The 14,700-nt window shown below is 62.6% G+C and carries 13 protein-coding genes; 9 read left to right on the forward strand and 4 right to left on the reverse strand.

Features of this window, described 5'->3' with window-relative positions; translation table 11 throughout:
* Window positions 1–3: 3 nt before the first annotated feature.
* The 3 genes from QNI87_RS04195 to QNI87_RS04205 form a co-directional block, all read right to left on the reverse strand.
* A complete protein-coding gene (locus QNI87_RS04195; protein WP_300594403.1) occupies window positions 4–495 on the reverse strand; it encodes a GNAT family N-acetyltransferase in 492 nt (163 codons plus the stop codon).
* Window positions 488–925 (reverse strand): vgr related protein, encoded by a 438-nt coding sequence (locus QNI87_RS04200; protein ID WP_300595304.1) that lies wholly within the window; start codon window positions 923–925, stop codon window positions 488–490. Before QNI87_RS04200 ends, QNI87_RS04195 begins: the two co-directional genes overlap by 8 nt.
* 71 nt (window positions 926–996) lie before the next feature.
* On the reverse strand, window positions 997–1,497 hold the full coding sequence (locus QNI87_RS04205) for a copper chaperone PCu(A)C (protein ID WP_300594406.1): 501 nt from the start codon (window positions 1,495–1,497) through the stop codon (window positions 997–999).
* Between the two features lie 195 nt (window positions 1,498–1,692).
* Here QNI87_RS04205 and dnaK point away from each other — a divergent pair, with 195 nt between their 5' ends.
* Both dnaK and dnaJ read left to right on the forward strand, forming a co-directional pair.
* A complete protein-coding gene (gene dnaK, locus QNI87_RS04210) occupies window positions 1,693–3,615 on the forward strand; it encodes a molecular chaperone DnaK (protein ID WP_300594409.1) in 1,923 nt (640 codons plus the stop codon).
* A 76-nt stretch (window positions 3,616–3,691) separates the two neighbouring features.
* Complete coding sequence (dnaJ, locus tag QNI87_RS04215; protein WP_300594412.1) at window positions 3,692–4,834, forward strand: molecular chaperone DnaJ; 1,143 nt, start codon at window positions 3,692–3,694, stop codon at window positions 4,832–4,834.
* A 10-nt stretch (window positions 4,835–4,844) separates the two neighbouring features.
* Here the strand turns inward: dnaJ and QNI87_RS04220 are convergent, their stop codons facing one another.
* Complete coding sequence (locus tag QNI87_RS04220; RefSeq protein ID WP_300594415.1) at window positions 4,845–7,175, reverse strand: patatin-like protein; 2,331 nt, start codon at window positions 7,173–7,175, stop codon at window positions 4,845–4,847.
* Window positions 7,176–7,248: 73 nt separating this feature from the next.
* Between QNI87_RS04220 and radA the strand changes: the two genes are divergently transcribed.
* From radA to proS, 7 genes are all read left to right on the forward strand, one after another.
* Entirely contained in the window at window positions 7,249–8,616 is a 1,368-nt protein-coding gene (radA, locus tag QNI87_RS04225) for a DNA repair protein RadA (protein ID WP_300595305.1), read from the forward strand.
* 12 nt (window positions 8,617–8,628) lie between these two features.
* The gene (locus tag QNI87_RS04230; RefSeq protein ID WP_300594418.1) at window positions 8,629–9,168 is read left to right on the forward strand and encodes a CvpA family protein; all 540 of its coding nucleotides are present in this window, start codon (window positions 8,629–8,631) and stop codon (window positions 9,166–9,168) included.
* 18 nt (window positions 9,169–9,186) lie between these two features.
* Window positions 9,187–9,603 carry an iron-sulfur cluster assembly scaffold protein gene (locus QNI87_RS04235; protein ID WP_300594421.1) on the forward strand — a complete coding sequence of 139 codons (417 nt, stop codon included), beginning with the start codon at window positions 9,187–9,189 and terminating at the stop codon, window positions 9,601–9,603.
* A 96-nt stretch (window positions 9,604–9,699) separates the two neighbouring features.
* Complete coding sequence (locus QNI87_RS04240) at window positions 9,700–11,367, forward strand: MFS transporter (RefSeq protein ID WP_300594424.1); 1,668 nt, start codon at window positions 9,700–9,702, stop codon at window positions 11,365–11,367.
* On the forward strand, window positions 11,357–12,412 hold the full coding sequence (alr, locus tag QNI87_RS04245) for an alanine racemase (protein WP_300594427.1): 1,056 nt from the start codon (window positions 11,357–11,359) through the stop codon (window positions 12,410–12,412). Before QNI87_RS04240 ends, alr begins: the two co-directional genes overlap by 11 nt.
* A 68-nt stretch (window positions 12,413–12,480) precedes the next feature.
* Window positions 12,481–13,065, forward strand: coding sequence for a polyhydroxyalkanoate synthesis repressor PhaR (gene phaR / locus QNI87_RS04250; protein WP_300594430.1), 585 nt, complete (start codon window positions 12,481–12,483; stop codon window positions 13,063–13,065).
* Between the two features lie 45 nt (window positions 13,066–13,110).
* Entirely contained in the window at window positions 13,111–14,667 is a 1,557-nt protein-coding gene (proS, locus tag QNI87_RS04255; RefSeq protein WP_300594433.1) for a proline--tRNA ligase, read from the forward strand.
* Window positions 14,668–14,700: the final 33 nt, after the last annotated feature.

Here is a 14,700-nt window from a genome sequence, read left to right on the forward strand (position 1 = left end):
CGCCTAAAGCTCCAGCACCATCTGCAAGTTGCAGCGTGAATAGGGCGTTGGGTGCTCTTCGTCCTGGCTGAGCGGGCGGAAGCCCTTGCGCATGTAGAGCCGGGTGGCGGCCTCAAGCTTGTTGTTGGTTTCCAGCCAGATAGTCTTGGCACCGTGCCTGCGCGCCGTTTCGATCAAGTGGTCCAGCACCGCAGACCCGATGCCCATCCCTTGCGCTCTTGGATCGGTTGCCATCTTGACAAGTTCGAGCCTGCGCAACTGACCCGTGTCTGTCTGAGGGACCATCAGCGCGCCTGTCCCGACCGCTTCTGCGTCCATCTCGGCGATGGCGATATGGCCGCCGGGCGCGAGGATGGTCTCTTCCGGTGCGCGCAATACACGTTCGTCTTCCGCCTCGATCCCGAAGTGTTCCTCGATCCACCGTCGGTTCAGCCGCGCAAACGCCTGCGCATCGCCGGGCTGGAAGGGGCGGATGGTGAAGGGCGCTTCAACCAAGGCTCGCCCCTTCAAAATTGACCAGCGCGTCATACGCCGCCTTGTCCGCGACGCCTGCAAGGGTGAGGCCCTGTCTCAGCCAGAACGCGTGCTGCACGATCATCGCCTGCTGCTCGATCCCGTAGGCAGAGAGGGGTTGACCGGGCCTCAGCGCATAGTCGTAGCGGCAAAACGGATGGCGGTTGAGGATGAGATACCATTGCCCTCGCTTTTGGGTCTGCCACACATGCACAAGCTCGTGAATCAAGAGGCCCTGCCGGATCACGCTTTCGCGCGAGAAGTCATCGCAATAGGCGCTTCCGCTCGGGTGAAAGTGGATGTGCCCGCGCGGGGCCATGGTGACCTTGCGCGGCTGGAAGGGAAACCACTTGCGGCGGCGCAGGCGGATCGGCTCATAGTCGAGGGCGGCGCCGAACACCGAGCGCGCCATCGCGACCTCTCCGGAGGTCAAGCCACGCTCCCCGCCCACAGGGCAGGCCGGGATTGCGTTTGCGTTCGACGTCAGCGCTCTTCCCCGGCGGCGCGCACTTCAGCATCAAACTTGTGCGTCTTGCCCCCTACGATCTTGAGCGTGACTTTCGCGGTTGAGCCCGGTGCGATGCTCTCATCAAGCCCGTTGACCATGATGTGGAAACCGCCCGGCTCAAAGCTCTGGCTCTCGCCGCCGCGGACCGCGATGGGACCAGCCTCGGCCATGGTCATTTCGAAGTTGTATTCCATCATCGCATGGACACTCGCGCTCTCAGCGCCCTCGACCTCGGCTCCGGTGATCGAAATGCCGCGCTCGCCGTTATAGGCGACGTCGAAATAGACCGCAGCGGGGTTGCCGGAGACCGGCGGCAGGACAAGCCGCGCGTTGGTCACTTCGATGCCGGGATAGACGCCCTCGACCTCGACCGGAGCCGCCGCTTCTTCGGCGCATGCGCCCAGTGCCAAGCTCAAACCAACCGCCGCGCCCATCGCCGCCGTCCGACCTTTGGCAACCCAATTCCATCCGCTCATAATTCGATCCTTTGATGCAAACCTGTCTCTTAGTGAGGCTGGGCAAAAAACTAGGGGCAAGGGTGTCTTGTGCCAAGCAAAAGCGCACCTATATCCGCGTCATATTCGAGCCGCCGAGCCGCTTTGCCCGCAGGAATTTCACAGGGGAGGCGCGAAGGCGCGGTGTCCAACAAGCCTGTAAGAGATGGGAAGACAATGGGTAAAGTAATCGGTATTGACCTCGGCACCACCAATTCATGTGTCGCCGTCATGGATGGGGGCAAACCCAAGGTTATCGAGAATTCCGAAGGCGCGCGCACGACGCCTTCGATCGTCGCCTTTACCAAGGATGGGGAGCGACTGATCGGACAGCCGGCCAAGCGCCAGGCGGTGACCAATCCGGACAACACGCTGTTCGCGATCAAGCGCCTTATCGGTCGCCGGTTCGACGATCCGCTGACCAAGAAGGATATGGAGATCGTCCCCTACACGATCACCAAGGGCAAGAATGGCGATGCTTGGGTGAAGGCTGGCGGCGAAGATTACAGCCCCTCCCAGATCAGCGCTTTCATCCTCCAGAAGATGAAGGAAACCGCTGAGAGCTTCCTGGGTGAAACGGTGGAGCAGGCGGTCATCACCGTTCCCGCATATTTCAACGACGCGCAGCGTCAGGCGACCAAGGACGCTGGCCAGATTGCAGGGCTTGAAGTCCTGCGCATCATCAACGAGCCGACCGCGGCCGCGCTCGCCTATGGCATGGACAAGGAAGACGGCAAGACCATCGCCGTTTACGACCTTGGCGGGGGCACTTTCGATGTCTCCATCCTCGAAATCGGCGACGGCGTTTTCGAGGTGAAGTCGACCAATGGCGACACGTTCCTTGGCGGCGAAGACTTCGACAACGCGATTGTCGAACACCTCGCAGCCCAGTTCCAGAAGAAGGAAAACATGGACCTGAAGGCCGACAAGCTCGCGCTTCAGCGTCTCAAGGAAGCGGCGGAAAAGGCCAAGATCGAACTGTCCTCGTCCGCGACGACCGAAGTCAACCTGCCGTTTATCACCGCGCGCATGGAAGGCGGCGCATCCACGCCGCTGCACCTGGTTGAAACGATCAGCCGCGCCGATCTGGAAAAGATGGTCGATCATCTGATCCAGCGCACGCTCGATCCGTGCAAGAAGGCGCTTAGCGATGCGGGCGTGTCGAAGGACGACATCGACGAGGTGATCCTGGTCGGCGGTATGACCCGCATGCCCAAGGTGCGCGAAGTCGTTGAGAAGTTCTTCGCAGCCAAGCCGCACACCGGCGTGAACCCCGATGAAGTGGTCGCCATGGGCGCAGCGATCCAGGCGGGCGTTCTGCAGGGCGATGTCAAGGACGTGCTGCTGCTCGACGTGACCCCGCTTTCGCTGGGTATCGAGACGCTCGGCGGTGTCTTCACCCGCATGATCGATCGCAACACCACGATCCCGACCAAGAAGACCCAGACCTACTCGACCGCCGAGGACAACCAGAACGCGGTGACGATCAAGGTCTTCCAGGGCGAACGTGAGATGGCGGCTGACAACAAGCTGCTCGGCAATTTCGACCTTGTTGGTATTCCACCCGCCCCGCGCGGTGTTCCGCAGATCGAAGTGACCTTCGATATCGATGCAAACGGGATCGTCTCGGTCAGCGCCAAGGACAAGGGCACCGGTAAGGAACAGACGATCCAGATCCAGGCCTCCGGCGGTCTCAGCGACGCGGATATCGACCAGATGGTTCAGGACGCGGAGAAGTTTGCCGAAGAAGACAAGAAGCGCCGCGAGGGCGCCGAAGCCCGCAACCAGGCCGACAGCCTGGTCCACGCGACCGAGAAGCAGCTCGAAGAGCACGGTGACAAGGTTGACGCGGACACCAAGGCCGCCGTCGAAACGGCAATCGCCGAGGCCAAGACGGCCCTTGAGGGTGATGACGCGGACGCGATCAACGCCAAAGCGCAGGCTCTGACCGAAGCGGCCATGAAGATGGGCCAGCAGATCTACGAACAGGAGCAGGCCGCCGGTCCAGCGCCGGAAGACGCGGTGAGCGAAGAAGGCGCCCCCGATGAAGACGTCGTCGACGCCGAGTTCTCGGAAGTCGACGAAGACAAGAAGGGCTAAGGTCCCGAAATGCACAGCGAAACTCACCGCCAGCGTTTTCACGCGCCGGCGGTGAGATCGCTCGGGATGATGACCGATGGCTAGTCAGACCTATTACGACACTCTGGGCGTCGCGCGCGACGTTGACCCGCAGGCTCTCAAGAGCGCCTATCGCAAGCTGGCGATGAAGTATCACCCGGACCGCAATCCGGGCGACAGCGACGCGGAAGCCAGGTTCAAGGCCTGCGCGGAAGCCTATGAGGTCCTGAAGGACCCGCAAAAGCGCGCCGCATACGATCGCTATGGCCATGACGCGTTCACGCAGGGCATGAACGGTGGCGGCGGCGGCGCGGGCGGCTTTGGCCAGGGCGACTTCGCCGATATTGGCGATATTTTCGAGACCATTTTCGGCAGCGCCTTTGGCGGCGGCGGCGGAATGGGCGGCGCGCGCCAGCAGAACCGGCGCGGCGCGGATTTGCGCTACGACATGGAAATCACGCTTGAAGAAGCGTTCCATGGCAAGAAGACACAGATCGAAATCGAAGTCAGCACCGTATGCGACGTCTGCGGCGGCACCGGGGCAAAGCCGGGCACGGGCGAGCGCACCTGCAATATGTGCCACGGGCGCGGAACCGTGCGCGCCAAACAGGGCCTGTTTGTGGTCGAACGCCCCTGTCCCACCTGCCATGGGCGCGGCGTCGTCATCGAAGATCCTTGCACCGCATGCCGCGGCGAGGGTCGGGTGGATCGCGTGCAAAGACTGGATGTGGAAATTCCGCCGGGCGTTGATACCGGCACCCGCATCCGGCTTGCCGGCAAGGGCGAGGCGGGCGCGCGCGGCGCGCCGGCTGGCGATCTCTACATCTTCATCCATGTAAAACGCCACGCTTTGTTCGAGCGCGAAGGCACAACGCTTGCCGCGCGCGTGCCGGTCTCATTCACCACCGCTGCTCTGGGTGGATCGGTCGATATTCCCGATCTGGGGGGCAAGACCAACACGATCGATATTCCGGTCGGTATCCAGTCGGGCAAGCAGCTGCGCGTGCGCGGCGCGGGCATGCCCGTTCTTCAAGGACGCGGACGCGGCGATCTTGTGGTCGAGATCAAGGTCGAAACCCCGACCAAGCTCAGTCGCAAGCAGAAGGAGATACTCGAGGCCTTTCGCGAGACCGAGACCGGCGAGGAATGCCCGGAAAGCCGCAGCTTCTTTTCAAAACTGAAGGACGCGTTCGGCGCCTGAGCAACGGGCTTTAGCTGAGCCGCTGTTCAACCTCGCGGCGCAACGTCTCGATCAAGGCGCGCGCGCATCGACCCGCGATCTCTTCCTCTTCCAGAATGGCGAGAAAGATCGCGCGCTTGGCCGTGCGCTGTACGTCCTCGCCAACTGTGCCATCGACGGTCGAGGCGACGATGTCTACCATGCGCTCAGCCCCGTGCAGACGGCCCCAGATATAATCGTTCTCGCGATAGGCGCGGCTGAAGAAGGCTCCGAAATTGTAGAACTCGACGCCGCGCAGCGTGGCGCGCGTACCCCCGTCACGGATGGATCGCGCGTCATCGGGCGAAATGCGGTCGACCTGCACCGGGTTGAACTCGCTCAGCGTCTCGCGTTGCAACAGCGGAAAAGTGGCAATGTCGTAATACGGGAAGCCGAGATAGGTCAGCAGCATCCGTTGGCGCAATGTCTTGGGCATCGCCTCCAGCGCCTCGGACAGGTTCCTTTCGGCTTCAAGGTCCGTCTCAGGCAAGAGCCGCGTTTGCGAGAGGTACTCAAGGACGCGCTCGGGCCGCTTCATGACGTCGCGCGCCAGCGCCTTGAAGGAGTCGCTCTTTACCCCTCTTTCCTCCGCTTCGATATACAAAGCGAGGGTGGCGTAGAGCCGGTCGCGCGCGATATTCAGGGCCTCATCCGGGATGTCGGGATCGAGCTCCCACTCACGCGAGGCCTTGCGGATCAAAAGCTGAAGTCGGCGGATGCGAAAGCCCACATCGTGGGCGCGGAAGAAGGCGATCGCCGGCTCGGTTGCGCCGCCCTTGTCGGACGACAGGTTATGGAGACCGCTTTCGCGCAGATGCTCGCGCATGCGATCCGCAATCAGGCCGGGTTCTCCCAGGCCCACTTCCGGCGCCGCGTCGTGCGCGAGAGTGGCCAACCGGTCGACGATGCCTGTAAACTTGGTCTGGGCGTAAGCGTGGAACGCAAACCCCGCTTTTTCAGCCGCCGCCTGCTGCGCTTTTGCCCGCCAGTTGGCGAGGCGTTTGGGGTTGGGTCGATCGAGGAAGAAAGTGTAGCCGAACAACTTCTCGACCGCCGCGTCGATCTCCGGGCGCAGATCCAGAACGATGCGGCGCAGGCGCTGCGCGTCGCGCGACTGTCTCTCGATCCGTTCCAGATCGTCGCGGATGGGCTGTTCGCGCGGGATTGTTGAAATCGAGCCAAAGATCGCGGCGAAAAAGCCAATCGGCTTTTCTTGCTCATCATCGAACGCGCCGATGCGGTCGGGGCGCGGGTCAATATAGACGAAGCGGCGATCGACCTCGCGTTGCGACTGGCGGCCTTTGAGCGCGGCAATCGCCCCCCCGAAGGGCGCGTTGACGAGAACCGACCCGTCGATAAGCGACACCGTATCGATCCGTTTGTCGCGAAAGTGCACGGGCATGATCCGCTCAAGAAAAGTCTCGCGACTTGCCCAGTTGTGGCCGTTCTCCGCCGCCAACCGGTCTATCTCATCCACACGCAGCGGGGGGAAAGCGCCCGGAAAACTCGCGGTCGCGCGCGCCGCAAGCACAAGCTCGAGCGGATCGGCCAGACGGGTCGAGCCGTCGGGTTGGACGGCGGCGCGAAAGCCTATGGGCAGGCGGTGCTCGGTTTCCTGGACGATCTCGGGCGAATTGAGCCGGAGCAGCTGGATGTGTCCGCGAAAATCCGTAGTCGTCACCAACAGGTCGATCGGATAGTCGGGCGGGAGCAGAGGCCGCCGCGTCGACTGGGCGGCCATGGTTTCGAGCGCTTCGAACAGCATGGCCGAAAAACGGTCGCCGGAAAAAGGCGGGCTGAACCAGCGGCCACGTACGAGGCGCGAAACCTTGTGGCGCACCTCTTCGCGCGTTTCGGGCGAAACGCTCTCGCTCACCGCATTGCCGGGCCGGCTGAGAAACCATTCCGCGATCGGCTGAGCCCAGATCTTGGCGTAGCGCCACATCGGTTCCGCGTCGGGATCGGTCAGTTCGCTCACATCCGCGTTGCTCAGCCACAGATCGGTCAGCGGCTCGAGCGATTGCCCGGTTGCGATCGCCTGCGCGAGGAACACCGCGTTGATCCCGCCCGCGCTGGCGCCCGTCAGAATATCGGGCATGACGCGCAGGCGCAGACCGCACTCGCGCTCGATCGCTTTCAGGAAATCGCAATAGGCTTCTGCGGAGCCGCTAAGGGCTTCCTCCTCGACTGCGTCTGCCTCGGACTGAAACGCGCGACTGGCGCGGGCGAGATGCCAGATCTCCTTCGTGACGCCGTGCATGTACACCGCAAGGCTCACCCCGCCATAGCAAACGAGAGCCAGTCTGAGTTCCTTTTGGCGCATCGGCACCTTCCTAATGGGCAATCTCTCCAAAGCGCAATTGCGTTCAACCTTTGTTCTGGTTACTAATCCACGCATGGCCAAGGTCAAAAAGCGATATGTTTGCACGAATTGCGGCGCGGTCAGCCCGCGTTGGCAGGGGCAATGCGGCGATTGCGGCGAGTGGAACACGCTGGTCGAGGACGCGCCGGCAACGGTGTTCTCGCAAAAGCATGACCTGTCGCGCGGCGGGCGGGGTATCGAGTTTGTGCCCCTCAACAAGCCGACGGAATTGCCGCTTCGCAAATCGACAGGGCTCGCTGAATTCGATCGCGCGCTTGGCGGAGGGCTGGTGCCGGGCTCAGCGGTGCTGATGGGCGGCGATCCGGGGATCGGAAAGTCGACGCTGCTCTTGCAGACCGCGGCGACGCTGGCGCGCGGTGGGAACGATGTTGTCTATGTAAGCGGAGAGGAAGCGGCGGGGCAGGTGCGGCTGAGAGCCACGCGGCTGGGCGTGGCTGACGCGCCGATCCGGCTCGCCTCGGAAACCTCCGTGCGCGATATCCTGACAACGCTGGGGCAGGGCGACCCGCCCGCTCTGCTGGTGATCGATTCGATCCAGACGATGCATTCCGACACGATCGAAGGCGCGCCGGGTACGGTAAGCCAGGTGCGCGGCTGCGCGCTGGAGCTCATTCGCTTTGCCAAGCAGAAGGGGACCGCGTTGGTTCTGGTCGGGCACGTCACCAAGGACGGCAGCATTGCCGGGCCGCGCGTGCTGGAGCATATGGTCGATGTGGTCATGAGTTTTGAAGGGGAACGCAGCCACCAATACCGTATCCTGCGCGCGCTCAAGAACCGCTTTGGCGCGGTCGACGAAATCGGCGTGTTCTCCATGGCTGGTGAGGGGTTGGAAGAGGTCGCCAACCCGTCCATGCTGTTTCTGTCGGGCCGCGATCAGCCCCTGGCTGGAAGCGCGGTGTTCCCGGCGCTGGAGGGGACACGGCCGGTTCTGGTCGAGATCCAGGCGCTTATTGTCAGGCTGCAATCCGGAGCCACGCCCCGCCGCGCGGTCGTGGGATGGGACAGCGGGCGGCTTGCGATGCTTCTGGCGGTGCTCGAATCCCGCTGCGGGCTGAACTTTGCCTCGGCCGAGGTCTATCTGAACATCGCCGGCGGCTACCGCCTGTCGGACCCTGCGGCAGACCTCGCGGTCAGCGCAGCATTGGTCTCGGCGCTTGCGGACAAGCCTCTGCCGGAAAAGTCGATCTGGTTCGGAGAGGTCTCGCTCGCCGGAGAGATTCGGCCCGTTGCTCATAGCGAGCTGCGAATCCGCGAGGCGGCCAAACTGGGCTTTGCAAGCGGCTACGGTCCGTCCGATACAAAGACCGGTTCGTCTCCGATGAAATATCGCGGCCTGACGCAATTGGCGAACCTCGTTGACCAGGTGATGGTCCCGTCATAACTCGCGCAGACTATGACGGGATTTGACATCATTGTGCTCATAATCGTCGGCATCGCGGCGATTGGAGGGTTCATTCGCGGACTGGCGCAGGAGGTATTGTCGCTGGCGGCCTGGCTGTTGGCGGCGTTTTCCGTCTACTACCTGCACACCCCTCTGACCGAGGCGCTGCGCGAGTATTACGACGCAGAGCCAGCCACACCCATCCTTTCCTTCACCCTGCTGCTGCTCATTCCCTACGCCGCCATGAAGCTGATCGCGGCCAACGTGGGCCAAGCCTCGCGCGGATCGATCCTCGGGCCCATTGACAGGGTGCTTGGTTTTGGATTTGGGGCGGTCAAGGGCGCGCTGATTGCCGGCTTTGCCTTCTCCGTGCTGGTTCTCGGTTTCGATACGGTGTGGGGCTACAAGGGCCGACCGGACTGGATCTCGCAAGCGCGCACCTATCCGGCGGCGGACGCTTTTTCACGCCAGCTCATCCAGATCCTTGCCGAGCGGCGCGCCCTGGTGCTGGGCGAGGACGCGCAAGAGAACCCGGACGAGGCGTCCGATTAGGCGCGGAGTGACCGAAGCGTGAGCGCGCTCTACACGCCGGAGATGCTCGCTTTGTCGACCGAGCTTGTGAACTACCCGCTCACGAAGGATTTCGCCTGTCACGCTGAGGCGCGCTCGAAGGTATGCGGCAGCCGGATCGCGCTGGGCCTCGATCTCACCGACGCGGGCGCCGTCTCAGATCTGGGAATGAAAGTGTCGGCCTGCGCGATCGGTCAGAGTTCGGCTGCGATCCTTGCCAGCGCCGCCAAGGGCGCATCGCCGGGTGACATCCACGCGACGCTCGATGCGATTGATCGCTGGTTGGAGGGGGAAGGGGACATTCCGGCCTGGCCCCGCTTTGGCGCCATCGAACGCGCGCTCGATCACCCCGGAAGGCACGGCGCGCTGCGATTGCCGTGGGAAGCGGCGGTCAAAGCGCTTTCCAGCGCCGAATAGGCAAGCGACCTTCCCTCCGGGTTGCGGCTTGGCTAGACCCGCGCCTTGAGCGCTCAAGGCGCAATGCACGACACAGACGCAAGAGTAAGGGGCACGATGTCAGACACAGCCGCGCTTGGCACCGCAAAAGGAGAGGCGCACGCGCTCGCTGCGCGCGAGCCGAGCGAAAAGGAAATCCGCCTGGTGATCGGCGCATCCAGCGCGGGCACAATCTTCGAATGGTACGACTTCTTTATCTACGGAACGCTCGCCTACATTCTGAAGGATGCGTTCTACGACGTGGATAACGACACGCTAGGGCTGCTCCTGGTGTGGTCGACCTTCGCTGTCGGCTTCGCGTTTCGCCCGATTGGCGCGATCCTGTTCGGCTTTCTCGGCGATCGCCTGGGCCGAAAATACACCTTCCTCGTGACCGTGACTTTGATGGGCATCGCGACCGCGGGCGTCGGTTTCATTCCCACCGTCGCGACGATTGGTGTTGCCGCTCCCATCATCGTGATCCTGCTGCGCGTCGTACAGGGGTTGGCCCTGGGCGGAGAGTATGGCGGAGCGGCGATTTATGTCGCCGAACACGCGCCGCCGGAGAAACGCGGATTTTACACCAGCTTTATCCAGGCGAGCGTTGCGGGGGGCTTCGTGCTCTCGATCATCGTCGTTCTTGCCTGCCGCGCGCTTCTCTCAACCGAGGATTTCGAGGCCTGGGGTTGGCGGGTGCCCTTCCTGCTTTCGATCGCGCTTCTTGCGATATCCTTGTGGATGCGCCTGATGCTGTCGGAAAGCCCGGTCTTCCAGGCGATGAAAGAGGAAGGGCAGATAGCGGGCAATCCCTTTGTCGAGAGCTTCACCTATCCGGGCAATCCCAAGCGGATCTTCGTTGCCTTGTTCGGAGTAACCGGCATCCTGACAACGATCTGGTACACCGCCTTCTTCTCGGGGCTGAGTTTTCTGCGAGGGCCGATGCATGTCGATCCGCAAACGGTGGAGCTTATCCTGCTGGTCGCGGGCGCGATTTCCATGACCTTTTACCTGATCGTTGGAAAATGGTCGGACCGGGTCGGGCGCAAGCGTCCGATCATCATCGGAGCTCTGGGCACTCTCGCGCTCTTGTTCCCGGCCTTTTGGGGGCTGGGCAACCTCGCCAATCCGGGGCTGGATGAAGCGGCAAGGACAACGCCCATTGTCGTTTCCGGGCCGCAATGCGTGACGGATCCGTTCGCCGAGCTGTTCGACCGCGAGCAAACCGATTGCGGCAAGATCCTTGAAACACTTACCGCTTCCGGGGTCGCTTACACGCTGGAGCCAGGATCGACGCTGTCTCTCACCGCTGGCGGCAAGTCCATCGCGATCGCTCCCGAATGGTTGGAGAGCGGAGAGGCGAGACGAGAGGGCGTCCACGCGGCGCTGGGCGAATTCGGATTTGATTTCTCCAAACAGAAGCCCGCCCTGGCCAATGTCCTTGGTATCGTGGCGATCCTGCTTGGTCTCGGGATGCTGTCGGCTCTAACCTATGGTTCGGTCGCCGCGCTCTTGTCCGAGATGTTTCCGCCCAAGATCCGCTATTCTTCCATGTCGATCCCCTACCATATCGGCGCTGGCTACCTTGGCGGCTTTCTCCCGCTCATTGCAGGTGTGATCGTGGCCAGCACCGGCGATATCTATTCCGGCCTTTGGTACACGTGGGGCGTGGTCGCGTTCGGCGTGGTTGTCGCGTGGTGGGGGCTGCCCGGTGGCCCTCCCAAAGACTTCGCCGACGATGCCGTCTGACGCGCCACCGGAGGCGCCGCCGCCCACGCTTCGACTGACCGTTGATACTCAGGCGCTTGTGGACAATTGGCTTGCGCTCGATCGCCTTTCCGGTCGCGCGCAGGCGGGAGCGGCGGTCAAGGCAAACGCCTATGGGCTGGGCATCGAGACTTGTGTACCTGCCTTGCGCGACGCGGGATGCGACAGCTTTTTTGTTGCGCATTGGAGCGAAGTCGACGCGGTTATGCGCCACGTCCCAGCGGCCTCGATTGCGGTGCTGCACGGCCTGATCAACGCAGCCGAAATCGAATACGCCAAGGCCACCGGAGCCGTCCCGGTTCTCAACTCGCTCGAACAGGCGCGCGCCTGGAGGAAGGCCGGGGGAGGGCGATGCCACGTGATGGTGGACACCGGGATCAACCGTCTTGGCCTTTCACCGGGCGAGGTAGGCTCGGCGGATATCGAGAGCCTCGATATCGACATCCTGATGTCGCACCTCGCCTGCGCCGACGAAGACAGCCCGATGAACGACCGCCAGCTCGAGCTCTTCCGCGAAACCGCACGGACCGTCCCGCATCGCCGCGCAAGCTTTGCCAACAGCGCCGGGATCGCGCTTGGCACGGATTACGCATTCGACGTGACACGGCCGGGCCTTGCGCTTTACGGCGGCGTTCCGCGTGCGGAACTTGCCGATCGGATCCGCTCGGTTGCGCGCGTTGAGGCAGCCATCCTTCAAGTTCGCGATATCGAAGCGGGGGCGAGCGTTGGATACAATGCGAAATTCACAGCGCACGAGGCCATGCGCATCGCGACGGTTTCGCTTGGCTATGCCGACGGCTTCCTGCGCGCGCGCGGGCCAGGCGCAGTCTTCATGGCGGGCGATAAGCCGTGTCCGGTCCTCGGGCGCGTTTCGATGGACATGGTTGTCGTCGACCTTGCCCAAGCTCGCGACCTTGCACCGGGAGACTGGATCGAGGCGCCGTTTTCGCTGCCCCATGCTGCGCGGCAAAGCTCTGTTTCCCAATACGAATTGCTCACCACGATCGGCAATCGTCTGCGGGGCTAGTCAGGGCATATTGCGCTGCACATATTGCAAGTGCTAAACTATCTGCCACGTCGCATTGGGATTATCACATGGCCAAGAAGAACACGTCCACCTCCGGCGATGACGCCGAGGGTGTCATCACGATCAAGAAGTACGCCAACCGGCGGCTCTACAACACCAGCTCTTCGAGCTACATCACGCTTGAAGACTTGGCCAAGATGGTCCGCGAGAATGTCGATTTTCAGGTTCTCGATGCAAAGTCGGGCGATGATATCACCCATTCGATCCTGACGCAGATCATCATGGATGAGGAAGCCAACGGTGGCCAGATGCTGCCCGTCAGCTTTCTGCGCCAGCTGATCGGCATGTACGGCAACTCGATGCAGAACCTGATGCCGTCCTACCTTGAAGCCAGCATGACCAACTTTCGCCAGAACCAGGCCAACATTCGCGAGGCGTTTGAAAAGGGCATGAGCGCCGGCCCGCTGGCCGCGATCCATGAAACCAACATGGCCATGATGCGCGCAGCGGCGGACACGTTCATTCCAGGGTCGAAGAAGCGCGCGGCGGAACCAGCGGCTCCGGAAAGCTCGGAAAGCTCATCCTCCGAGATTGCCGTGCTCAGGGAGCAGATGGCGGCGATGCAAAAGAAGCTGGACGAACTCAGCAAATAACGTCACCGCGCGAGGCCATCCGCCTCCAGCAGAAAGCCAGGTTTCGTGTCCAACAACAGCCCTGTCATACGGCACGCGCTCAACACCCGGCGCACCGACGATTTTGCCAAATGGTATCAGGAAGTCATCAGCGCCGCGGACCTGGCCGAAGAATCCGGCGTGCGCGGCTGTATGGTGATCAAGCCCTGGGGCTATGGCATCTGGGAGCGCATTCAGCGCCTGATGGACGACCGGATCAAGGCCGCCGGGGTTCAGAACACCTACTTTCCGATTTTCATCCCGCTTGCGAACTTTGAGCGCGAGGCCGATCACGTGGAAGGGTTTGCCAAGGAGATGGCGGTGGTCACACACCATCGCCTTATCGCCGATGAAAAGGGCGGCCTTATCCCGGATCCCGATGCCAAGCTTGAAGAACCGCTGGTCGTGCGTCCGACCTCGGAAACGATCATTGGCGATGCCATGGCGCGGTGGGTGCAGAGCTGGCGGGACTTACCGCTAATGCTCAACCAATGGGCCAATGTCGTTCGCTGGGAGATGCGCACGCGCATGTTCCTGCGCACCAGCGAGTTCCTCTGGCAGGAAGGGCACACTGCGCACGCGACGCGCGAGGAAGCGCTGGAGGAAACGCACCGCGCGCTGGAAATGTACCGGGCGTGCGCCGAAGAGGATCTGGCGCTGCCGGTCATTGCGGGCGAAAAGCCTGAGAATGAGCGGTTCCCGGGCGCGGACGAGACCTGGTCGATCGAAGCGATGATGCAGGACGGCAAGGCGTTGCAAGCGGGTACATCCCATTACCTCGGCACAAGTTTCGCGAGCGCTGCGGGCATTCAGTATCAGGATCGCGAGGGCACGCAGCAACTTTGTCACACGACGAGTTGGGGCACCTCCACGCGGCTCGTCGGCGGGGTCATCATGACCCACGGCGATGATGACGGTCTGCGCGTGCCGCCGCGCATTGCGCCTTATCAGGTGGTGATCCTGCCCATGCTGCGCGACAAGCCGGAGGACGAAGCGGTGCTTGCCTATTGCGAGGAGGTCCGCGCACGCCTCGCGACGCAGTCAAGTCTGGGCGGGCCGATCCGCGTGCTCCTCGACAAGACACCGGGCAAGGCGAGCGCAAAGCGCTGGGACTGGGTGCGCAAGGGTGCACCGGTGATAATCGAAGTCGGCCCGCGCGATATGGACGGCGGCAAGGTGGCGCTGCTGCGCCGTGACCAGTTGTGGACCGTCGAAACTGGCAAACCCGCCATGGACTTCGTGGATCGCGAGGCCTTTGTCGCCCAAGCGCCCGCGCTGCTCGAAGATATCCAGACCACGCTTTACGCCCAGGCCGCCGAGCGCCGCGATGCCAACATCACGCGCGGTATCACGGAGTGGGAGGCCGTCGTCAGCCATTTCAAGGACGGCGGCAAGTATCCCGGCTGGATCGAGGTCGAATGGTCCAAGCCAACTGGCGCCGCGCTGGAGAAGGTCGTTGAGCGCTTGAAAACCCTCCAGCTGACAATCCGCAACGTGCCGCGCGACGCCGATCCCGCGAGCGGTTCGTGCATCTTCACCGGCGAACCGGCGGTCGAGCGGATCTTGGTGGCAAGAGCCTATTGAGGCTTTCACCGCGTTCGACTTCGACAAGCTGTG

Origin of the sequence: Erythrobacter sp. (genome assembly GCF_030066995.1) — a bacterium.
Lineage (GTDB): Bacteria > Pseudomonadota > Alphaproteobacteria > Sphingomonadales > Sphingomonadaceae > Erythrobacter.